Here is a 21,025-nt window from a genome sequence, read left to right on the forward strand (position 1 = left end):
GCATGAAGCGAAGCGGAATGCGTAGCGGGGTGGGGTGACGGTCCTTCCGCGACGAACAGTGCCCGCGTGGAGAGATCACCCCACCCCGCTCGCGCTTCGCGCGATCGACCCTCCCCCTCCAGGGGAGGGTAAGAGCAGCGTCGCTCATTTCGACGCGCCTCACGCTGCGGCGCGAACCGCCTGCCAGAGCTCAAGCACGTCCGCCCGCAAGATCCCGCGCGTGATGAAGACGATGCGCGAGCGGCGATCGCTGTCGGGCCAGCCGCTGAGCGCGACCGGCGGATGGAAGACGTGATGCACGCCATGGATCACGATCGGCGTCGGTTCGTCACGGAGATTGAGGATCCCCTTCACCCGCAGCAGATCCTGGCCGCGCGCGTTGCGTAAATGCGCAAGCCAGTGCGTCACGGCCATCCAGTCGAGCGGCTCGTCGAACGCCAGCATGAAGCTCGCGATCGACGCATCGTGATCATGATGGTCATGATCATGGTGCGCGTGATGATCGTGATGCGCATGGCCGGCGTGCGCATCTGGTTCCGCGAAGGCCCGCTCGTTGAGCCAGCGCTCAACGTCTATCCTTTTCAGCTCGGGATCGATCAGGCCGGCGCCGAATAGCTGCGCGGGATCGATCTCGCCGTGACTGACGTTTTCGATTCTGGCGCCGGGATTGAGCCGCCGCAGGCGCAGCTCAAGCGCGGCGATGTCCTCGACCAGGTCGCTCTTGGTGATCAACAGCCGGTCGGCCAACGCCACCTGTTTCACCGCCTCATACTGCCGGTCGAGCTGATGCGGCGCGTTGACCGCATCGACCGTGGTCACGACCGTGTCGAGCCGCAGGAAGTGCGAGACGAGCGGATTGTTGAGCAGAAGCTGCACGATCGGCGCGGGGTCGGCGAGCCCGGTGGTCTCGACCAGGATACGGCGGAACGGCGGAATCTCGCCGCGGTCCCGCTTCACCAGAAGGTCTCGCAGCGTCTGCTCCAGGTCGCTGCGGATGGTGCAGCAGATGCATCCGCTCGCAAGCACGGCGACTTCGCCGTCGACGCGTTCGACCAGGAGATGGTCGAGGCTGACTTCGCCGTACTCGTTGATGATGACGGCGCTGTCTTTCATGCCGTCGTGGCGCAGCAAGCGATTGAGCAGCGTGGTCTTGCCGCTGCCGAGAAAGCCGGTGATCAGCGAGACCGGAAGTCGCTGCGCGGATTTATCGCTTTCGAACAGGCCCATGGGAAGCTCTCGCGTCGGCCGTCTTATTTTTGTCGCTGGACAACAGCGTAGCGGAGGAGGAGGCTAGCGGAAACAATTTTAGAGTCAGACATTGTTCTGACCACAACCTGGGAGGGTGGAATGTCTAACGAGATCAATAACGTAGATCAAGACGGCGGCGGCTCCACGACGGATCGCCGGACCCTGCTCCGCACCGCGGGCATCGCCGGCGTTGCTGGAGCCGCGCTCGCCGGCTCGATGCACGGCAAGTTCGCGCTTGCACCGATCAGTGAGGCCCAGGCGCAGACTGCAACCTCCATGCCCAAGGGCACCGACAAGCCCTGGTGGCCATCGAAATGGGGTAAGGATGACGAGTCCGGCGCATCCAACCACATCACCCCGGCGAAGGTCCTCGACGCGGCGAAATGGATCAAGGACGGCAAGATCTACAAGATCGGCCGCGTCTACGAAGCCGCCATGCCGCTGTTTGGTGCGCGTATATTCGCACTGCGCATTCCCGGCAGCCCGACCGGCGGCCCGTTCGGTGACAATAAGATGGTCTATCACGACGAATTCCTGGCCACCGAGATCGGCCAGACCGGTACGCAGTTCGACGGCCTCGGCCATATTGGAGTCCAGCTCGGCAAGGACGGCGACAAGAGCGAGATGCGATTCTACAATGGCTTCACAGCTGCAGAAATTAGCGACGCATACGGGCTCAAGAAGCTTGGCATCGAGAAGCTTAAGCCGATCTTCACCCGCGCGCATCTGCTCGACATGGTCGCGCTCAAGGGCGGCATGATGGATGCGGGGCAGGAGATCACCTCGGCTGACATCAAGGCGGCGCTGGCGAAGCAGAACATCCCCGAGAGCGACATCAAGCCTGGCGACGCGATCATGTTCCACACCGGCTGGGGCTCGCTGTGGATGAAGAACAATGATCGCTTCAACAGTGGCGAGCCGGGCATCGGCCTCGATGCTGCGAAGTGGGTGGTCGAAAAGGATCTTGCGCTGACCGGCGCCGACACCTGGGCGGTCGAGGTGGTGCCCAATCCCGACAAGTCGCTCGCTTTCGTGGTCCACGCCGAGCTGCAGACCAAGCACGGCATCCACAACCACGAGAACCTGATCTTCGACGATCTGATCGCCGAGAAGAAGTATCAGTTCGTCTATTCGTTCACCCCGGCGCCCATCAAGGGCGCGACGGGAAGCAACGGATGTCCGATTGCGATTACGTGACGATACGCATCGGCGCGGGCGGGTGACGCGTCCGCGCCGATGTTATGGTTGAGCTGAAAGCGGCGCCACATCCTCGGTGTCGTCCCCGCCTAGTGCGCAATTGCGCACGGGGGCGGGGATCCATAACCCCAGGGAGTAGTGCGGGGCACAGCTCCCACACCGAATCTTCGCCAAACCCCGCCCTGTGGGTATGGGTCCCGGATCTGCGCTTCGCTTGTCCGGGACGACGGCGGAGATTGGCGCGCGATCACGCGTCAATCTCGTCGTACACTACTCCGCCGTCTGCTCCCGCAGCTCCGCGACATCCTTCGCCGTCAGCTTCGAGCCCTTGGTGCCGAACCGTGCCGTGACGTAGTTCGCCACCGTCGCGATCTCGTCGTCGCTATACGCATCGCCGAACGCCGGCATCGAGAGCGCGCCGTCGGGCGTATGCCGCTTGGTGCCCGACAGCACGATCTGCGCGACGTTGGTGGCGGCGGGGTCGTTGACGGCCCAGGTGCCGGTCAGCGTCGCCATCGGCGAGACCGGGCTCTCGCCGCTCCAGCCGTGGCAGCTGGCGCAGGCGCTGGCGAACACCATCTTGCCGCGTGCGTCGGCCGTGACGCCGTCCTTGTGCGAGGCGGGCGCGGCCGGTGCCGTGGTGGCAGGCAGGTCGGGCGAGGCCACCGGCGGCACGCTGCGCAGATAGGCGACGACCGCGCGGATGTCTTCGGGAGCGAACTGGCTGAAGCTGTGATCGACCGCTTCGCCCATCGGACCCGAGGCCGAGCCGTGGCCCGGCGCGTGGCCGAGCGAGAGATACGAGATCAGATCCTCGTCGCGCCAATTGCCGAGGCCGGTGGCCTTGTCGGAGGAGATGTTGAAAGCGCGCCAGCCGGCCGTGATCGCGCCGCCGAACTTCTTGCGGTTGTCGAGCGCAAAGCCGAGATTGCGCGGCGTGTGGCACTCGCCGCAATGCGCCAGCGCTTCGGCGAGATACGCACCTCTGTTCCACTCCGGGCTCTTCGAGGTATCCGGCGTAAAGCGCGTGTCCGGATTGAACACGGCCGACCAGAAGATCATCGCCCAGCGCTGGTTGAACGGGAACGACAGCGTGTTGTCGGGCGCTTTCGCGCGCACTGCCGGCAGGCTGAACAGATACGCCTTCACCGCCAGCACGTCCTCGTCCGTCATGTAGGTGTAGGACGTGTAGGGCATGGCCGGATAGAGCCGCGCGCCGTCATGACGCGTGCCGCGCTGGACCGCGTTGAGGAAATCCTGGTCGCTGTAATTGCCGATGCCGGTGTCCTTGTCCGGCGTGATGTTGGTCGAATAGAGCGTGCCGAACGGCAGCTTGAAGCCGAGCCCGCCGGAATATTCCTTCTCGCCGGGCTTGGTGTGGCAGACCATGCAGTCGGCCGCCTTCGCGAGATACTCGCCGCGCTCGACCACACTCGCTTTCTCCAGCTTGGCCGGCACGCCGGTCGGCTTGCCGGCGCGATAATCCGCCAGCGCCACTTTGGTGCCGCCGGCGAAGTCGAGCGGACCGGGCCCACGGATGATCCAGACGCCGAGCGCCGCCACGACGATGGCGATCACGACCAGGCTTGTGAGGATACGCATCTTGCCGCTCATGCCTTCTTCCCCGCAGCCAGAAGTTTCCGGTCGATCGGCAGGCGCCGCAGCGCCACGCCGGTTGCGGCGTAAATCGCGTTGCGCAGGGCCGGTGGTCCGGCATTGACGCCGGCTTCGCCGATGCCGCCGGGCGCTTCGCCGCTCTTGACGACGATGACCTCGATCTTCGGCGTCTCGTTGATGCGCATCATGCGGTAGTCGTGGAAGTTCGACTGCTGCACGCGGCCCTTGTCGATGGTGATCTCGCCATAGAGCGCGGCGGTGAGGCCGAAGATCAGCCCGCCCTCGATCTGCGCCTTGATCGTATCGGGGTTGACCGCAATGCCGGTGTCCACCACCGAGGTGATGCGGCGCAGGGTGATCTCGCCGATGTCGTCGATCTCGGCTTCCACCACAGTTGCGAGGAAGCTCGCAAACGATGGCTGCAGGCAGACGCCACGGCCAACGCGGGCCGGCAGCGGTTGGCCCCAGCCGGATTTCTCCGCGGCAAGGTTGAGCACCGCGAGCGCACGCGGAGTCTTGGTCAGCATCGACCTTCGGAATTCGACCGGATCCTTGCCGGCCTTGCGCGCAAGTTCGTCCAGCGCGCATTCGAACGCGAACACATTGTTGTTCGGGCCGACACCGCGCCAGAAGCCGGTCGGCACAGCCGGTGGCTCGGCACGGACATATTCGACGTGGAAGTTGGGAAAGTCGTAGGGCGTCTCCACGGCGGCGTCGACCGCGTCGATATCGACGCCCTTCTGGAACGCTGGCGGCAGCCAGCGGGCAATCACCGCAGAACCTGCGATCTTGTACTTCCAGGCCGCCACCTTGCCATCGACCAGGGTCGCATTGACCTGGTCGCGATAGACCGGGCGGTAGACGTCGTGCTGGATGTCCTCCTCGCGGGTCCATATCACCTTGACGGGATAGTCGACCTGCTTGGCGATCTTGACCGCCGCAACCACCATATCGGGTTCGAGCTTGCGGCCGAAACCGCCGCCGAGCAGGTGCTGGTTGACGATCACCTTCTCGACGGGAAGGCCGGCGGCCTTCGCCGCCTCCGACTGCACGCGCGTCATGATTTGTGTGCCGGTCCAGATCTCGCAGGCATCCGGCCTGACGTGAACGGTGGCGTTGATCGGCTCCATCGAGGCATGCGCGAGGAACGGCAGTTCGAAGCTCGCCTCGAACTTGTCTCCGCTGGCAAGCCCCTTGGCGATGTCGCCGACGGATTTCGCGATCGCGCCATCCTTCTCGCTGGCCTTGCGTAAATCGTCCCAGATGTCCTTGGTGGAGATCTTGGCGTTCGGTCCTTCGTTCCACTCGATCTTGAGCGCTTCGAGACCTTTCTTGGCCGCCCACATGTGATCGCCGATCACGGCGACGGCGTCGTCGAGCACGACGACCTTGCGCACGCCGGCGACTTTCATCGCTGCGCTGTCATCGACCTTGCCGACCTTGCCGCCGAACACCGGGCAATTGGCGATCGCGGCAATCTTCATGTTGGGCAGGATCGCGTCGATGCCGTAGACGACTTTGCCGTTGACCTTGTCCGGTGTATCCAGCCGCTTCAGCGGTTGGCCTATGAGGACGAAGTCCTTGGGGTCCTTGACCGGGACATCCTTCGGCGGTGTCTGGCTCTGTGCCGCCAGCGCGAGCTCACCATAGCCGAGCTTGCGGCCGCTTGCCGCATGGATGACTTCGCCCTTGGACGTCGTGCAACTCGCGGGCTCGACCTGCCATTGCGCGGCGGCGGCCTGCACCAGCATCGCGCGCGCGCTGGCACCCGCTTCGCGTAGCGGCTTCCACCAGGCGCGGATCGACGTCGAACCACCCGTCGCCTGCAGTCCGAAGGCGGGATTGGCGTAGAACTTGTCGTTTGGCGGCGCGTGCAACGCCCCGACCTTTGCCCAATCGGCGTCGAGCTCTTCGGCCAGAACCATCGAGATCGAGGTGTAGATGCCCTGACCCATCTCCACCTGCGGCATGATCAGCGTGGTCTGGCCGGTCTCGTCGATACGGATGAAGGCGTTGGGCGCGAACTTGCCGTCGGTCGTATCCTTCGGCTGCTCCGGCTCGTTGACGGCGGCCCGTAGGGGCAGGTGAAAGGCGAGCAGGAAACCGGTCGCAAGACCGCTGGTCAGAAGCGTGCGGCGGGAGAGGCTGTTGTGTGCATTCATGGCGGACCTCACGACTGACGGCCGTTGGCGGCCTGCTTGATGGCCTCGCGGATGCGGACATAGGTGCCGCAGCGGCAGATGTTGCCAGCCATCGCGGCGTCGATGTCGGAATCATCCGGATGAGAGGTGGTTGCCAGTAGAGCGGCGGCCGCCATGATCTGGCCGGATTGGCAATACCCGCACTGGACCACCTCGAGATCGAGCCAGGCTTTCTGCACCTTCGCGCCTGCGAGCGTATTGCCGACATGTTCGATGGTGGTGATGGCGCGGTTCGCAACCGCGCTGACCGGCAGGACACAGGAGCGCACGGCCTTGCCGTCGACATGCACCGTGCAGGCACCGCATTGCGCGATGCCGCAGCCGAATTTCGTGCCCGTCATTCCGAGGATGTCGCGCAGCACCCACAGCAGCGGCATTTCCGGCGGCGCGTCGAACGATTTCGTTTCGCCGTTGATGGTGAGAGTTGTTGCCATATGCATCCCCTTGCTCGCTTGATCGCTTGCGGCGATCTCGTCGGCGAATTCGTGCGCGACAATAATCATACTGATGCGAAACGATGAAGCGCCAGAATATCCGGCGATGCATATTTGCGTTGCCGACGCGTCAGGCCATGACGTTCACGAATTTGTGCGGCGATCGCTGCAGCGGAATTGGGCCAATTGATATGATAATCGTCATGTTGTGACGCATTTTCGTCGCATGCATCGTTGATCGCCGCAGATGATCGTGCGAATGCGGAAATTCATGCGATGACGAAATTCGTGCGATTGGGAAAGTCGGGCCGTGGCACGTCCTTGCTCGCGGCCATCCTTCGAGACGCCCGCCTGCGGCGGGCCCTCAGGATGAGGACTGAGTGTGCGGCCGTCGTTTTGACGAGCACCGATGCCGCTTAGCCTCATCCTGAGGAGACCGCGAAGCGGTCGTCTCGAAGGACGAGGCGCGCGCTCAGGTCGTGCAAAATGCCATACGCGATAGCTCCACTTTGCGGGAGTGGGCTGCTGCGCTGGCAGATGCAGACTGACCCGGGTGAGGGGTTTGTCTGCACGTATGGGTGATTTCGGAATAGTAGTATTATGCGCCTGTTTTGCCCGACGCGTCAAACTGCGTCCTGGCCTGCCGGCGTAAGTCCTTGATTCCCCTGGCCCCCGCTACTGTGCATGGGGTTGTTTTTCAGGTTTTTGATTCAGGGGGCCGCCGGAGCGACCCTCAGCTCTGCCGAAAACCCATCCGGAAGGCGCCCCAGTGCTTGCCGCGGATCACGATCGGCGAGGACAGGTCCTTCATCAGCACGAACTGTCCGCCGCCCATGTCGCGGCGATAGGTCTGGAGCAGGAACGGTTTTGTGTTGGCCGCGACCTTCTTCACCGCGCGATCGCTGAACAGGCGGCGGTTGCGGCAATTGGCGTTGTTCCAGACGGGGTCCTTGCCCTGCGGCAGGCGGTAGTTCGGGTTGTGGGTCGGCAGATAGCCGCCCTTGGCCCAGGCGACGCAGAACACGATGCGGGAATCGGACTTCTGGATTGGGTCCTGGATGGCGGGCAGCACGCGGTCGGTGAAGTCGACGTAGTTGGTCTTGTATTGCTTGGGATCGGTGCCGGGGGTTTCCCGGTAGTTCTCGTCCATGAGCTGGTCGAGCGTGATCTCGCCGCGGTCGATTGCGGCCTCGAACTCGTCCGAGATCCGCTTTGCGGTCTCGACGACGACGCGGATCAGCGGCGCATCCGATGTCTCCACGCCGCTGTCGGCGATCATTGCGATCAGCGCTTCGGAGGTGTCGAGCAGTTTTGTCACGCGCTGATCGGCGTTCTTGAGATCGCGCGAGGACAGGTCGACGCCCTTGGCGAGCTCGTTGAGCTCGCTGATGACCGTGTCGCAATGGCCGAGATTGGAGGTCGCGGCGCGCGTGACGCTGTCAATCTCCGCTTCCACCGAGGCAAAACCCTGCTGGACCCGCGAGATGATGCCGGAGATCTGCTGGGCGCCTTCGCCGGCAGTCTTAGCGCGTTGCGAAGCGTCGCTGCTCTCGCCGATCAGGCCTTCGATCTGGCCGTCGAGATCGCGCACGGTGTCGGAGATCTGATGCGTGGCCGCACGGGTAGCCTCCGCGAGATTCTTGACCTCGCTTGCGACCACCGCAAAACCACGGCCGGCATTGCCGGCGCGGGCCGCCTCGATGGTGGCGTTGAGCGCGAGCAAATTGGTCTGCTTCGCGATCGCCTCGATCGAGCCGGACACTTTTGCCACCTGCGCCAGCGCCGAGCCGACCGCGCTCAGGCGCGCCTCGATCCGCTCCACGGCTGCGACGAGCTCGGAGATGTGGCTGACCGCGGTGTCGACCGCGCCGCGCGACTGCGCGATCTCGCCGACCGCCGCCGATGCGGTCGATTGCACCGCCTGCGATGCGTTGGCGATATCGTGATTGGCCGAGACCATGGTCTCGGCCGTCTCCTGGAGGTGATGGAACCGTTCGGACTGGTTCGCGACGCGGTTTGCGACCTCCTGGACGTTGCCGGCGATGTCGGCGAGCTCGACGCCGAGGCCGCCGATGCGGTCGGCGAGCTGGTCGATCAGACGTTCGGCAAGTGTCCGGTTGGAGCCGGTGTCCAGGACTGCAAATTGTGCGACGGACATGTTTTGAGAGTCCTCCAGTCAGAGCCGTTCGCCGGCTCTCCGCGGCATTCCCATTCCAATTCCAGCCTTAAAGGATGATTCGCGGCCGGCGTCTTGCCTGAGCGTGCACTACAGCTTGTAAGCCGTGCGGAATCCGCCCCAGTGCCGGCCCTGGACGCGGATCGGGACGTCGATCTCGCGCATCATCACGGTGTTGCCGTTGCCCATGTCGCGGGCATAGCTCTGGACCAGGTACGAGCGCAGGTTGCGCGCGGCGGCGAGCCCTGCCGGATCGTTGAAGATCCGCCGGTTGCGGCTGTTGGCAGTGTTCCAGGCGGTGTCGCCCGGCCGCTGCGGATGCGAATAGATCTTGTTGTGCACCGGCAGGAAGCCGTTGCGGTCGACCATGGCGCAGAATGCCATGCGCGGTTCCTTGGCGAGAAAGGCTTCCTGGAACGGCGGCAGCGTGCGGTCGGCCCAGTCCAGATATTTCGTGCGGTATTGCTGCGGATTGGTGCCGGCGATTTCCGCATAATCGGTGTCGAAGAGGTCGTCGATCTTGACCTCGCCGCGTGCAACCGCCTGCTCGAAAATCCGGGTCACCGCCGTGCCGGCTTCCATGGCGCGGGTGACGAACTCGGTGTTCTCCTCGTGGATCGACCAGAGCCTGTCTTCGATCTTCTCGCTGAGATCGGCGTTGGGGCTGACGAACTGCGCGCGGGCGCCGGTCTTGGACTGCTCGATCACGCGCAGGCGGCAGGCGCCGACGCCTTCGAGGGTGCCGTCGACGACGGCCTGCGTGGCAAGCTTCGCCGCCTCCGCGCCGCCGATCAGCACGCCGTCCATCGCGATCTCGTAGACCTGCAACACGCCGCGCGCGGCTTCGAACTTGAGATGGCAGGGCAGCCGCTCGGTCTTGCGGCGGTCGTCGTGCTCGCTCTGGCGCAGCAGCACGGCACAGCGCGATTTCAGCTTGCGCGCGAAGGTGGTGACGGCCTTGCCGGCGCTGGCGACGTTCTCGCCGTGGGTCTCGGCCGCCTTGGTCGCGGCATCGATCTCGGCCGCGCTCTCGCCGACCGAGATGACGAACTGCGACGCGCTGGCCGCGTTGCCGGAGACCTCGCTGGTGGTGGCATTCTGCTCGGCCACCGCGCCGTTGACGGTATCGAACACCGGGCGGATCGCCTCGATCGCCTGCGCGATGCGATGCACGGCGTCGGCCGAGCCGGCGGCGTCGCGCTGAAGCGCGTCGATCTTCCTGGTGATCTCCTCCGTCGCGCCCTGGGTCTGCACCGCGAGCGCCTTCACTTCGGTGGCGACGACCGCAAAGCCCTTGCCGGCCGCACCCGCACGCGCGGCCTCGATGGTCGAGTTGAGCGCGAGCAGCGTCGTCTGCCGCGCGATCTGCGCGATCAGATTGACGACATTGCCGATGGCGGCGGAGGATTCGCGCAGGCGGTCGACATTGGCGCGGGCTTCCTGCGCCGCGGCGCTGGCTTCGTCGGCGAGCTTGCCGGCCTCGCGCACCTGCGCGCCGATGCCTTGCGCGGACTGGGTGAACTTGTCGGCGGCATGGGCGAAGGTCGAGGCGTTCGACTGCGCGGCATTGGTCCGACCGGTGAGGGCGTCGGTGCGCTCGCGAATGTCCGCGAGCGTTGCCGCGGTCGCCTCCGCGCCGCCGGCCACCGAATTGGCGGCGCGCTCGAGCTGGCGGATCATGGCGCCGAGCTCGAGTTCCAGCAGTTCCAGGATTTCCCTGGCGGAATCGCCCTCGGCCGACAGGGCGGGCGCGGGATCGGCCGGCGACGGCGCGGCCTGTGGGGGTGCCACGGGCGTGGACAAGTCGGGCAGACGCTTCCGAAACAATGCGAATGCCATCAGGTCACTCTTGTCGGGGAACGGGCGGTTGCTATTTTCGCAAGCCGGAATGAAATCAGGGTTAACGGTGCCTGACTCCTAGGCACGGGACACTACGGTATTACCTTAAAGTCGTAGAGCCTCTTTCATTCCGGTGGGTTGGCGGCCTATAAGGCCGCGCTTCCCACGCTCACCTTTGGCGCACGATTCCTTACGAGACACGCATGGCCGGACATTCCCAATTCAAGAACATCATGCACCGCAAGGGGCGGCAGGATGCCCAGAAGTCGAAGCTGTTCGGCAAGCTGGCGCGGGAAATCACCGTCGCGGCCAAGCTGGGCACCCCCGACCCCAACATGAACCCGCGCCTGCGTGCCGCCATCATCGCGGCGCGCCAGGAGAACATGCCGAAGGACAATATCGAGCGCGCCGTCAAGAAGGCGCTCGGCAATGAGGGCGAGAACTATGACGAGATCCGCTACGAGGGTTACGGCCCCGGCGGCGTCGCCGTCATCGTCGAGGCGCTGACCGACAACCGCAACCGCGCCGCCTCCGACATCCGCTCCTTCTTCACCAAGTCGGGCGGCAATCTCGGCGAAACCGGCTCGGTCTCCTTCATGTTCGACCGCACCGGCATCATCGAATACGACCGCAGCGTCGCCTCCGACGACGCGGTGCTGGATGCCGCGATCGAGGCCGGCGCCGACGACGTGGTATCGGGCGAAGGTGGACACGAGATCTACGCCTCGACCGAAGGCTATCGCGACGTCGCCAAGGCGCTGGAAGCCAAGTTCGGCGAGCCGCGCAAGGCCGCTCTGATCTGGAAGCCGCAGAATACGGTCGCGGTCGACGACGAGACCGGCGAGAAGCTTTTGAAGCTGATGGACCTGCTCAACGAGCACGACGACGTCCAGCACGTCTACGCCAATTTCGAGGTGTCGGACGCGCTGATGGCGAAGATTGGCGGCTGAGGTCGCCACCAGCCCCGGATTCCGCTGTCGTCGCCCGGCTTGACCGGGCGACCCAGTATTCCAGAGACGTCTGAGGGAAACGGAGAAGCCGCGGCGTACTGGATACCCCGCTTTCGCGGGGTATGACGTCGGAGGGTGCTGCGGGCAGCGCGGCGATCTCCGACGAGCCCCACTTCCCCTGTTACTTCCGTTCTGTTTCTGTTTCCCCCACCGCAGCCAGCCGCTATCACTGGCCCATGACTGCGCTCCCGATTCGTGGCCCCGTTCGCATCATCGGCATCGACCCCGGCCTGCGCCGCACCGGCTGGGGCGTGATCGAGGCCGAGGGCAATCGTTTGATCTACGTCGCCTGCGGCTCGGTGGAACCACCGGACGATCTGCCGCTGGCGAGCCGGCTGCTCGCGATCCATGAGGGGCTTGCCGCCGTCCTGTCCGGTCACAAGCCGATGGAAGCCGCGGTCGAGCAGACCTTTGTGAACAAGGACGGCGTCGCGACGCTGAAGCTCGGCCAGGCCCGCGGCGTCGCCATGCTGGCGCCCGCGATGTTCGGCATTACCGTCGCCGAATACGCGCCGAACCAGGTCAAGAAGACGGTGGTCGGCGCCGGCCACGCCGACAAGCACCAGATCGCGATGATGCTGAAGATCTTGCTGCCGAAAGCCGAGCCGCCGTCAGCGGACGCCGCCGACGCGCTCGCCATCGCGATCACCCACGCCCATCACCGCCAGAGCACGGCGCTCAGGCTGAAGGTGGTGGGGATATGATCGATCGTCATGCATCGCCGGCGTCATGCCCGGGCTTGTCCCGGGCATCCACGTTCTTTCTCGTCGATGTCAAAGGCGTGGATGGCCGGGTCAAGCCCGGCCATGACGAGAGAGAAGTGCCTGCCGTAGCTGAGGTCCCGAGATGATCGGCAAGCTCAAGGGCCTGATCGATTCCTACGGCGACGATTATGTGCTCCTCGACGTCGGCGGGGTCGGCTATCAGGTGCATTGCTCGGCCCGCACGCTGCAGCATCTGCCCTCGCCCGGCGAGGCCGCGGTGCTGTCGATCGAGACTTATGTCCGCGAGGACCAGATAAAGCTGTTCGGTTTCCGCACCGATCAGGAGCGCGAATGGTTTCGCCTGCTCCAGACCGTGCAGGGCGTCGGCGCCAAGGTCGCGCTCGCCGTGCTCGGCACGCTGGCGCCTTCCGATCTCGCCAACGCGATCGCGCTGCGCGACAAGGCCGCGGTGGCACGCACGCCGGGCGTCGGCCCCAAGGTTGCCGAGCGCATCGTTACCGAGCTGAAGGACAAGGCGCCAGCCTTCGCCAATGTCGATCCCGCCGTCGTCCATCTCGCCGGCGCCGTCGACGACCAGCGCGCGCCGCGCCCGGTGGCGGACGCGATCTCTGCGCTGGTCAATCTCGGCTACGGCCAGCCGCAGGCGGCTGCGGCCATCGCATCGGCATCGCGCAGCGCGGGCGAGAGCGCCGAGACCGCGCAACTCATCCGGCTAGGCCTGAAGGAGCTGTCAAAGTGAGCGCGGCCCACGCCAATCCCGTCGCCGCCCTGCTTCGTCGCCTTTCGCGCGTGGCCGGTATCGTCGTGATTTTCTCCATTGTCGGGCCGCTGACGACCGCCGCGTTGGTTGCTGTGACGGTAACGGCGCTCGGCGCCGCGGTGCTGCAGATGTTTCTCGTGTTCCTCGAACTGGAAGCACTGCGTGCTCTGGTTTCGATCGCGGTCGTGCTGTTGGCCATCGTCACGATTCTCGCCTCGTTCCTTCCTGCAGTCGTCGCCGGCCTGATATTTGCGTTGGCGGCGGTCTACGCCGATCTCAACATGATCTGGATGGCGTGGCTCGCCGCGGCCGTGGGCGCGGCCGGCTTCGTCATGGTTGGCATGTTCGTCGTGCCCTCCGAAACCTCGGCGGTGATCGTGCCGAGTGTCCGTTCCGCGCCCGAGGCGCTGAAGCTTTCGGCGATGCTCGCCGTCGTCGCCGTCATTCCGGCCAGCCTGTGCTGGTGGCTCGCGAAACCGCTGCATCGTGTTATCCTGCCCGCATGACCACTCCCCCACGCATCGTCACGCCCGAGCGCCGCTCCGATGACGTCGGCGACACCGCGCTACGCCCGCAGTCGCTGTCCGATTTCGTCGGCCAGCAGCAGGCGCGCAAGAACCTCTCGATCTTCATCGAGGCGGCACGCAAGCGCGGCGAGGCGCTCGATCACGTGCTGTTCGTAGGCCCGCCCGGCCTCGGCAAGACCACGCTGGCGCAGATCGTCGCCAAGGAGCTCGGCGTCGGCTTTCGCGCGACCTCGGGTCCGGTGATCGCCAAGGCCGGCGATCTCGCCGCGCTCCTCACCAACCTCGAAGAGCGCGACGTGCTCTTCATCGACGAGATCCATCGGCTCAGCCCGGCGGTGGAAGAGGTGCTCTATCCCGCGATGGAGGACTTTCAGCTCGACCTGATCATCGGCGAGGGCCCGGCGGCACGCTCGGTGAAGATCGAGCTGTCGAAATTCACGCTCGTCGGCGCCACCACGCGCGCCGGCCTCCTCACCAATCCCTTGCGCGATCGCTTCGGCATCCCGGTCCGCCTCAACTTCTATACGATCGAAGAGCTGGAAAGCATCGTCACCCGCGGCGCGCGCGTGCTCAATGTCGGCATGAGCGCCGACGGTGCCAACGAGATCGCGCGCCGCGCCCGCGGCACGCCGCGCATCGCCGGCCGCCTGCTGCGGCGCGTGCGCGATTTCGCCTCCGCCGCCGATGCCGCCTCGATCGACCGCAAGATCGCCGATCATGCGCTGAGCGCGCTCGAGGTCGACGCCGCGGGCCTCGACGCCATGGACCGCCGCTACCTCACGACCATCGCGCAGAACTATGGTGGCGGCCCGGTTGGCGTCGAGACGATGGCCGCCGCCTTGTCCGAACCGCGCGATGCGATCGAGGACATCATCGAGCCTTATCTCATTCAGTGCGGCTATCTCCAGCGCACTCCGCGCGGCCGTCTGCTCACCTCGCACGCCTTCCGCCATCTCGGCATCGCCGAGCCCTCGCGCGATGCCGCGGCACAGTTCGGCCTGTTCGGCTCGGACGAGAGCGACGACTAATTGCGGTGATGTAAGGTGCGTCGGTTGTCATGAACTTCCGGTAACCTTTGCAAACGGTCTGCACGCAAATGCAGGCCGTCTGCACGAGCGGACCCCAATTCCGCTCCAATCGGACCGCATCACAAAGCTGCATCACCATCGGGCTTCCATGATCACGCGTCGTCATCTCATTCGATCCATCGGCGGCCTGTCCGCGCTAAGCGTCTCGACCGCGGCCTATGGCGTCGGCATTGAGCCGCTGCGGCTCCGCGTCACCCGTTATCACCCGACCCCGCGGCAATGGCCGGCGGATTTTCCGCTCAAGATCGCCATCGTCAACGACATTCATGCCTGCGATCCCTGGATGTCGCTGGAGCGGATCGAGGGCATCGTCGATCGCACCAATGCGCTCAACGCCGATGTCATCGTGTTGCTCGGCGACTATGTTGCGGGTGTTCACCAGGTCACGCGCATCATTCCGTCGAGCGAATGGGCCAAGGTGCTCGCGGGCCTCAAGGCACCGCTCGGCGTCCATGCCGTCATGGGCAATCACGACTATTGGGTGGACAGGGCCGTGCAGCAGGCCGGGCACGGGCCGACAGCCGCCCATCGCGCGCTGGAGGCGGCCGGCATTCCCGTCTACGAGAACGACGTCGTGCGTCTCACCAAGGACGGACGCTCCTTCTGGCTCGCGGGCCTCGGCGACCAGCTCGCCTACTATCCCGCGAAGCGCTATGGCCGCGTGCATCGGCTTGGCGCCGACGATCTCGCGGGCACGCTGGCGAAGGTCACCGACGATGCGCCGGTTATCCTGCTCGCGCATGAGCCAAATATCGCGCCGCTCGTACCCGCGCGCGTCGCGCTGCAACTGTCCGGCCATACCCATGGCGGCCAGGTCCGCCTGTTCGGCTGGTCGCCGGCTGTTTCGCCTCAGCACGGCGTGCAGCTCGCCTATGGTCACTTCCGGCTGAAATGCGACGTCATCGTCTCCGGCGGCCTCGGCTGCAGCATCATGCCGGTCCGCGTCGGCGTGCCGCCTGAAATCGTCGAAGTGACGCTGGGAAGGACGCCGGCCGTGGCATAACCTGCGCTTGCGCGGCCGGCTGTTTTTGCGCAAAACGGGTCGGTTGCAAAAAGCGAAGAGGCTCGCGACGTGACAGCCCATCTCGACGGCGAGATCCGCGACGGCCGCCATCACATGCAGGTCCGCGTCTACTACGAGGACACGGATTTTTCCGGCATCGTCTATCACGCCAATTATCTCCGCTACATGGAGCGCGGGCGCACCAATCATCTGCGGCTGATGGGCGCCGAGCAGCAGGCGCTGTTCGACCAGGTCGAAACGGAGGGCGCGGGCTTTGCCTTCGTGGTGCGCTCGATGCATCTGGACTTTCTGAAGCCCGCGCGGATGGACGACGTGCTCGACGTCGTGACGTGGCCGGTTGCGGTGAAGGGCGCCTCCATCATGCTGGCGCAGGAGGTGCGGCGGGCTGAGGACGTGCTGGTGAAAGCCGAGGTGCGCGTCGCCTTCATCAGCGGCGGCCGCGCTCAGCCGATCCCGAAATCGATCCGCGCCCTGATGAAGGCCGATCTGATTTCCTGATCGCCCGATAAGTGATCGGCCGATAGGTGATGGCCTATCGACTCCGCCAATTGCGGCGATAAATTGCGGCCCGGACCAACCGATGAGGCCACCATGTCGCGCCCGCCGCTTCCACCCTTCACCCGTGAGACCGCCGCGCAAAAGGCGCGCATGGCCGAGGACGCGTGGAATTCGCGCGATCCGGTGAAAGTCTCGCTCGCCTATACCGAGGACAGCCGCTGGCGCAATCGCTCGGAGGTGTTCCAGGGCCGGGAGGCCATCGTCGCGTTCCTCACCCGCAAATGGGAGAAGGAGCGGGAGTATCGCCTGATCAAGGACCTATGGGCCTTCGACGGCAATCACATCGCGGTGCGCTTCCAGTACGAATGGCATGACGCCAGCGGCCAGTGGTATCGCTCCTACGGCAACGAGCAGTGGGAGTTCGACGAGCACGGGCTGATGCGGCGCCGCGAGGCGTCGATCAACGATATCGCGATTGCCGAGAAGGACCGCCGGTTTCACTGGCCGGCGCCGGGACCGCGGCCGGCGGATGTGCCGGGGCTGGGGACGGATCCGTTCTGAGGTTTGCGGAGATAGTGCAGCGAGCTCGCTGCACCCTCTCCCCTTGTGGGCCTGTTGCGTAATTCGTCAATTGTGATTCCCTAGGGCAAAGCCTTGGAGGGTAGCGATGGCGGTCAAGCGGACGGGACAGCCGAGCTTTGTGGAAGCACTGATGCCGAAGGGAGCCGGCGCCAATGCGGCGCTGGATCGGCTGGCCGGCCTGGTCAAGTGGTACCGGTTCGAGAAGCTGATCGGCCATTTGCGGGATGAAGGGAGCCCCGGTCGTCCAGGCTATCCGGTGCTGGTGCTGTTTCGTGCTGTGCTGTTGCAGTCGCTGTATGGTCTTTCGGAGCGCGAACTCGAGGAAGCGCTGGGCGACCGGTTGTCGTTCAAGCGCTTCGTCGGTTTGAGCCTTGAGGATGCGACGCCCGACCATACGGTCCTGAACCGCTTCCGGAACCAGCTCGTTGAACAAGGCCTGCTGGAGAAGCTGTTTGGCGAATTGGATCGTCAGCTTGAGAATGCTGGCGTGATCCTCAAGCGCGGCACGATGCTGGATGCGACCTTGATCCAGGCAGTCTCGGCTCCGCCCAAGGCGGATCGCCCCTCAAACGACCCTGATGCCCGGTTTGCCAAACGGCAGGGCAAAAGCGGCTCGACCTTCGGTTACAAGGCTCATGTGGGTGTGGACGAAGGATCCGGCTTGATCCGCGCGGTACTGACCACACCGGCCAACATCAACGACACGACACCGGCGGACGCTTTGATTCGCGGCGATGAAGCCGTGGTCTGGGCCGATGCGGCTTACGACACCCATGCCCGACGGGCCCGGCTGAAGGCGGAAGGCAAGAAGCCCCGCATCGCTCGTCGGCCCAACAGACATCACCCGGAACTGCCGCCCAGGCTCAAACGCTACAACCTCCTCATCGCGCGCCGACGAGCCCAGGTCGAAACCACCTTCGCTACTCTCAAACGCCGCATGCGGCTGACCTGCATCCGCTACGTCGGTCTGATCAAGGCGACCGGGCAAGTCCTGCTCGCCTCAATCGCCTTCAACATGAGGCGGTGGGCCACGATCGCCGCGTGAGCTGCCCGCTCAGGGCGACAACTACAGATCTTGGCAGGCAATTGCCGGGACCAGGGCACTCGCTCCTGACGTCTTCAGCCTCAAGAGCCGATAACGCAACAGGCCCCTTGTGGGAGAGGGTGGCTCGCCGCGCAGCGGCGAGACGGGTGAGGGGGTCTCCCTCCGCGAGTCCGACTCTTATTGAGTGCGCTGAGGCAACCCCTCATCCGGCGCTTCGCGCCACCTTCTCCCGCAAGGGGAGAAGGGAAGAGGTGCGCGTGGCGAGGACCTTGAATTAAGGCGCCGCGCGCCTCGCCAAAAACCGCGTGATTGCCCCACCCAGCTTCGCGTTGTCCATCGGCTCCGCCAGCGACTCCCTCGCGGTCGCAACGACATCCTCCGGCGCCTTGCCGTCGCGGAGCTCGCAGCACACTTGCGCAAACTCCACGTCGAATTCCGGATGCGGCTGCACGGTCAGCGTGGTGCCGTTGGCGTAGAGCAGGCCCGCATGCGGGGTGAATTCGGACGAGAGGATCGTCAGCGCATCGCTGGGCGGCTCGACCACCTGGTCCTGATGCGAGGCGGCGATCGCAACCGCTTTGCCGTCGACGACGCCGTTCTCCGGCAGCACCTGATAGACGTGGCGGCCGATGCCCCAGCCCTTCTCCGACTTCTGCACGGTGCCGCCGAGCGCCTGCGCGATCAGCTGATGGCCGAAGCAGACACCGACCATCGGCGTCTTGTTGGCGTAAGCCGTGCGCACGAAATCTTCCAGCGGCGCGATCCAGTCGAGCCCGTCATAGACACCGGCGGCAGCACCGGTGATCAGCACGGCCTCGAGCTTGCTCGGGTCGGGGAGTGCGTCGCCATTGGGGATGCTGACGACGTCCACCGTGGCGGTCGGATCCTCGGCGCGGACCATGCGCTCGAACATGTCGGGAAACGAGCCGTGCTGCTCGCGGTACTTCTGCGGGACCTGTCCGGTCTCGATGATGGTGATGCGTGCCATGTGCCCCCCGGGTGAAAAGGTTGCGAAGCTCAGTCGCTTTCTGCCCCATGTTGCTGGTGTGGCGCTGTGCGTGCCAGCTGTGCGCTCTCTTTCCGGACCTCGTTGAGAAACGCCTTGGCCAGGCGCGACAGCGGCTCGGATTCTGACCATAGCATATAGGCAACCGCGTGCGTCGTGGGCGTGAACGGCCGCACCACGAGGCCGCTGCCGCCGTTCTGCCGCGGCGAGAACGGATCGACCACGGCGGCGCCGACGCCGGCCGCGGCGAGCACGCAAGCCGTGTTGCAGTAGCGCACCTCGACGGTCGGCTGGAACGGCGCGCCGGCGCGGGCAAAGCTGTCGCGCACGGCCTCACCGAGCCGCGTGCCGCGCTCGAGCCCGATGAAGGGCATGCCGGAGAGATCTGCGGCCGAGATCACGGGCTTGTCGGCAAGCGGATGCCGCGGCGGCAGCACGCACACCATCTCGCCGGTGTGCACCACCTCATGCGCGATGCCGGGATGATGCGTCAGCCCGAGCGCGAAGCCGAGCTCGGCAACGCGGCTGAGCACCCCCTCGATGATGCCCTCATAGCGCCGCACGTCGAAGAACACCCGCGTCTCCGGGCGGCGGCGAAGGAAGCTTGAGAGCGCCGACGGGATGATGCTGTAGGCCAGCGGCGGCGTCGCGACGAGCGCCAGATGGCCGGAGCGGTTCTCGCGCAGATCGCGGACGCGGTTCTCGAGCTTGGCGTGCAGCGCGAAGATGGCTTCGCTCTCCTTGTAGAGCGCCATCGCCTCCGCGGTCGGAAACAGCCGGTTGTTGACGCGCTCGAACAGCGCAAAGCCCGCCTGCGCCTCCATCGTCTTCAGCGCGTTGCTGACCGCGGGCTGTGACAGCGCCAGTTCGTCCGCCGCCGCCACCGTGGTGCGATGGCGGATGACGGCACGCAGGATCTCGAGCTGACGCAGGTTCATATCACTGCCAATTATACTCTGGGCCAAAACATCATAGCAGAACGAATTGATTTTGCAGCCCCGCTTCCGCGTAATGGTCGCGGATTTGCACGTCGCATCAAGGGGTTCATTCGCCCATTGAGGCAGCACTGCGCACATATTGGAGGCAATCTTGGTTCGTGTCCTTCGCGCCGCCGCCGCACAGATGGGGCCGACGCAAAAAGCCGATACGCGCGAGCATACGCTGGCGCGAATGCTCGACATGCTGGAGGAGGCCGCCGGCCACGGCGCCAGCCTCGTGGTGTTTCCCGAGCTTGCCTTCACCACCTTCTTCCCGCGCTGGCTGCTCGAAGGCGACGCGCTCGACCACTATTTCGAGCGCGGCATGCCGAACCCGGCCGTGGCAAAACTGTTCGACCGTGCGCGCGCGCTGCGCGTCGGCTTCTATGTCGGCTATGCGGAGCTGACGCCGGACGGTCGACGTTATAATTGCGCCATCCTGGTCGATCGCGACGGCGAGATCCTCGGCCGCTATCGCAAGGTGCATCTGCCGGGTTCGGTCGAGCCGCGCGAAGGCGCGCGCTACCAGCAACTCGAGAAGCGCTATTTCGAATATGGCGACCTCGGCTTTCCCGCTTTCCGCGCCGGATCGGCCTGGGCCCACGCCATCATGGGCATGATGATCTGCAACGACCGCCGCTGGCCGGAATCCTGGCGCGTGCTCGGCCTGCAAGGCGTTGAACTCGTCTGCATCGGCTACAATTCGGCCGCCTATGATCCCAATGGCGGCGTCACTGAAGACGCGTCCTTGCGCACCTTCCACTCGACGCTGGTGACGCAGGCCAACGCCTACATGAACGCGACCTGGGCGATCTCGGTGGCGAAGGCGGGCGAGGAGGACGGCTCCGGGTTGATCGGCGGCTCCTGCATCGTCGATCCCAATGGCCGCATCGTTGCGCAAGCCCAGACTTTGGCCGACGAGGTGATCATCGCCGACATCGATCTCGATCTCTGCCGCCAGGGCAAGGACAAGATGTTCAACTTCGCCGCCCACCGGCGGCCGGAGCAATACAGGGTGATCACCGAACGCGCTGGCGTCATCGAGCCGGCCGTTCTCGACGCGGACTGACT

General features: G+C 65.1%; 19 protein-coding genes. 11 read left to right on the forward strand and 8 right to left on the reverse strand.

Annotated features, from left to right (window positions below):
- Positions 1-159: 159 nt before the first annotated feature.
- Entirely contained in the window at positions 160-1,227 is a 1,068-nt protein-coding gene (locus ACVJ5M_RS09155) for a CobW family GTP-binding protein (protein WP_063981029.1), read from the reverse strand.
- Between the two features lie 120 nt (positions 1,228-1,347).
- Between ACVJ5M_RS09155 and ACVJ5M_RS09160 the strand changes: the two genes are divergently transcribed.
- Positions 1,348-2,445, forward strand: coding sequence for a cyclase family protein (locus ACVJ5M_RS09160; protein ID WP_063981030.1), 1,098 nt, complete (start codon positions 1,348-1,350; stop codon positions 2,443-2,445).
- Between the two features lie 270 nt (positions 2,446-2,715).
- On the opposite strand, the gene ACVJ5M_RS09165 is transcribed toward ACVJ5M_RS09160, so the two are convergent.
- The 5 genes from ACVJ5M_RS09165 to ACVJ5M_RS09185 all read right to left on the reverse strand — a co-directional run bounded on the left by ACVJ5M_RS09165 (position 2,716) and on the right by ACVJ5M_RS09185 (position 10,712).
- Complete coding sequence (locus tag ACVJ5M_RS09165) at positions 2,716-4,059, reverse strand: c-type cytochrome (RefSeq protein ID WP_354100153.1); 1,344 nt, start codon at positions 4,057-4,059, stop codon at positions 2,716-2,718.
- Entirely contained in the window at positions 4,056-6,224 is a 2,169-nt protein-coding gene (locus ACVJ5M_RS09170) for a xanthine dehydrogenase family protein molybdopterin-binding subunit (RefSeq protein WP_063986084.1), read from the reverse strand. The genes ACVJ5M_RS09165 and ACVJ5M_RS09170 overlap by 4 nt, the downstream gene beginning before the upstream one ends.
- Before the next feature lie 8 nt (positions 6,225-6,232).
- The gene (locus tag ACVJ5M_RS09175; protein ID WP_187387920.1) at positions 6,233-6,697 is read right to left on the reverse strand and encodes a (2Fe-2S)-binding protein; all 465 of its coding nucleotides are present in this window, start codon (positions 6,695-6,697) and stop codon (positions 6,233-6,235) included.
- A gap of 733 nt (positions 6,698-7,430) precedes the next feature.
- Entirely contained in the window at positions 7,431-8,855 is a 1,425-nt protein-coding gene (locus tag ACVJ5M_RS09180) for a methyl-accepting chemotaxis protein (RefSeq protein ID WP_063981033.1), read from the reverse strand.
- 108 nt (positions 8,856-8,963) lie between these two features.
- A complete protein-coding gene (locus tag ACVJ5M_RS09185) occupies positions 8,964-10,712 on the reverse strand; it encodes a methyl-accepting chemotaxis protein (protein ID WP_283018003.1) in 1,749 nt (582 codons plus the stop codon).
- Positions 10,713-10,915: 203 nt separating this feature from the next.
- Here ACVJ5M_RS09185 and ACVJ5M_RS09190 point away from each other — a divergent pair, with 203 nt between their 5' ends.
- The 9 genes from ACVJ5M_RS09190 (at position 10,916) to ACVJ5M_RS09230 (ending at position 17,971) form a co-directional block, all read left to right on the forward strand.
- Positions 10,916-11,662 carry a YebC/PmpR family DNA-binding transcriptional regulator gene (locus ACVJ5M_RS09190; RefSeq protein WP_063981035.1) on the forward strand — a complete coding sequence of 249 codons (747 nt, stop codon included), beginning with the start codon at positions 10,916-10,918 and terminating at the stop codon, positions 11,660-11,662.
- A gap of 236 nt (positions 11,663-11,898) precedes the next feature.
- A complete protein-coding gene (ruvC, locus tag ACVJ5M_RS09195; protein ID WP_028157463.1) occupies positions 11,899-12,426 on the forward strand; it encodes a crossover junction endodeoxyribonuclease RuvC in 528 nt (175 codons plus the stop codon).
- A gap of 142 nt (positions 12,427-12,568) precedes the next feature.
- Positions 12,569-13,186, forward strand: a complete 618-nt coding sequence (gene ruvA / locus ACVJ5M_RS09200; protein ID WP_354100154.1) for a Holliday junction branch migration protein RuvA — start codon at positions 12,569-12,571, stop codon at positions 13,184-13,186.
- Entirely contained in the window at positions 13,183-13,713 is a 531-nt protein-coding gene (locus ACVJ5M_RS09205; protein WP_063981037.1) for a hypothetical protein, read from the forward strand. The genes ruvA and ACVJ5M_RS09205 overlap by 4 nt, the downstream gene beginning before the upstream one ends.
- Positions 13,710-14,762 carry a Holliday junction branch migration DNA helicase RuvB gene (gene ruvB / locus ACVJ5M_RS09210; protein ID WP_063981038.1) on the forward strand — a complete coding sequence of 351 codons (1,053 nt, stop codon included), beginning with the start codon at positions 13,710-13,712 and terminating at the stop codon, positions 14,760-14,762. Before ACVJ5M_RS09205 ends, ruvB begins: the two co-directional genes overlap by 4 nt.
- A gap of 148 nt (positions 14,763-14,910) precedes the next feature.
- The gene (locus ACVJ5M_RS09215; protein ID WP_283018005.1) at positions 14,911-15,825 is read left to right on the forward strand and encodes a metallophosphoesterase; all 915 of its coding nucleotides are present in this window, start codon (positions 14,911-14,913) and stop codon (positions 15,823-15,825) included.
- Positions 15,826-15,894: 69 nt separating this feature from the next.
- The gene (ybgC, locus tag ACVJ5M_RS09220) at positions 15,895-16,344 is read left to right on the forward strand and encodes a tol-pal system-associated acyl-CoA thioesterase (protein WP_084794960.1); all 450 of its coding nucleotides are present in this window, start codon (positions 15,895-15,897) and stop codon (positions 16,342-16,344) included.
- A 93-nt stretch (positions 16,345-16,437) separates the two neighbouring features.
- Positions 16,438-16,905 carry a nuclear transport factor 2 family protein gene (locus ACVJ5M_RS09225; RefSeq protein ID WP_063981040.1) on the forward strand — a complete coding sequence of 156 codons (468 nt, stop codon included), beginning with the start codon at positions 16,438-16,440 and terminating at the stop codon, positions 16,903-16,905.
- A 106-nt stretch (positions 16,906-17,011) separates the two neighbouring features.
- Positions 17,012-17,971 (forward strand): IS5 family transposase, encoded by a 960-nt coding sequence (locus tag ACVJ5M_RS09230; protein WP_283016890.1) that lies wholly within the window; start codon positions 17,012-17,014, stop codon positions 17,969-17,971.
- Between the two features lie 274 nt (positions 17,972-18,245).
- On the opposite strand, the gene ACVJ5M_RS09235 is transcribed toward ACVJ5M_RS09230, so the two are convergent.
- Both ACVJ5M_RS09235 and ACVJ5M_RS09240 read right to left on the reverse strand, forming a co-directional pair.
- A complete protein-coding gene (locus ACVJ5M_RS09235; RefSeq protein ID WP_063981042.1) occupies positions 18,246-18,959 on the reverse strand; it encodes a type 1 glutamine amidotransferase in 714 nt (237 codons plus the stop codon).
- A 29-nt stretch (positions 18,960-18,988) separates the two neighbouring features.
- Positions 18,989-19,915, reverse strand: coding sequence for a LysR family transcriptional regulator (locus ACVJ5M_RS09240; protein ID WP_063981043.1), 927 nt, complete (start codon positions 19,913-19,915; stop codon positions 18,989-18,991).
- Positions 19,916-20,066: 151 nt separating this feature from the next.
- On the opposite strand from ACVJ5M_RS09240, the gene ACVJ5M_RS09245 reads away from it, so the two are divergent.
- Positions 20,067-21,023 carry an N-carbamoyl-D-amino-acid hydrolase gene (locus ACVJ5M_RS09245; RefSeq protein WP_084795331.1) on the forward strand — a complete coding sequence of 319 codons (957 nt, stop codon included), beginning with the start codon at positions 20,067-20,069 and terminating at the stop codon, positions 21,021-21,023.
- Positions 21,024-21,025 lie beyond the last annotated feature (2 nt).

Source organism: Bradyrhizobium sp. S3.7.6 (assembly GCF_054061875.1).

Bases quoted from the DNA above. Each gene is read 5' to 3' on its own strand.
- ACVJ5M_RS09155 (WP_063981029.1), bottom strand. From the start codon at position 1,227: ATGGGCCTGTTCGAAAGCGATAAATCCGCGCAGCGACTTCCGGTCTCG.
- ACVJ5M_RS09160 (WP_063981030.1), top strand. From the start codon at position 1,348: ATGTCTAACGAGATCAATAACGTAGATCAAGACGGCGGCGGCTCCACG.
- ACVJ5M_RS09165 (WP_354100153.1), bottom strand. From the start codon at position 4,059: ATGAGCGGCAAGATGCGTATCCTCACAAGCCTGGTCGTGATCGCCATC.
- ACVJ5M_RS09170 (WP_063986084.1), bottom strand. From the start codon at position 6,224: ATGAATGCACACAACAGCCTCTCCCGCCGCACGCTTCTGACCAGCGGT.
- ACVJ5M_RS09175 (WP_187387920.1), bottom strand. From the start codon at position 6,697: ATGGCAACAACTCTCACCATCAACGGCGAAACGAAATCGTTCGACGCG.
- ACVJ5M_RS09180 (WP_063981033.1), bottom strand. From the start codon at position 8,855: ATGTCCGTCGCACAATTTGCAGTCCTGGACACCGGCTCCAACCGGACA.
- ACVJ5M_RS09185 (WP_283018003.1), bottom strand. From the start codon at position 10,712: ATGGCATTCGCATTGTTTCGGAAGCGTCTGCCCGACTTGTCCACGCCC.
- ACVJ5M_RS09190 (WP_063981035.1), top strand. From the start codon at position 10,916: ATGGCCGGACATTCCCAATTCAAGAACATCATGCACCGCAAGGGGCGG.
- ruvC (WP_028157463.1), top strand. From the start codon at position 11,899: ATGACTGCGCTCCCGATTCGTGGCCCCGTTCGCATCATCGGCATCGAC.
- ruvA (WP_354100154.1), top strand. From the start codon at position 12,569: ATGATCGGCAAGCTCAAGGGCCTGATCGATTCCTACGGCGACGATTAT.
- ruvB (WP_063981038.1), top strand. From the start codon at position 13,710: ATGACCACTCCCCCACGCATCGTCACGCCCGAGCGCCGCTCCGATGAC.
- ACVJ5M_RS09215 (WP_283018005.1), top strand. From the start codon at position 14,911: ATGATCACGCGTCGTCATCTCATTCGATCCATCGGCGGCCTGTCCGCG.
- ACVJ5M_RS09225 (WP_063981040.1), top strand. From the start codon at position 16,438: ATGTCGCGCCCGCCGCTTCCACCCTTCACCCGTGAGACCGCCGCGCAA.
- ACVJ5M_RS09230 (WP_283016890.1), top strand. From the start codon at position 17,012: ATGGCGGTCAAGCGGACGGGACAGCCGAGCTTTGTGGAAGCACTGATG.
- ACVJ5M_RS09235 (WP_063981042.1), bottom strand. From the start codon at position 18,959: ATGGCACGCATCACCATCATCGAGACCGGACAGGTCCCGCAGAAGTAC.
- ACVJ5M_RS09240 (WP_063981043.1), bottom strand. From the start codon at position 19,915: ATGAACCTGCGTCAGCTCGAGATCCTGCGTGCCGTCATCCGCCATCGC.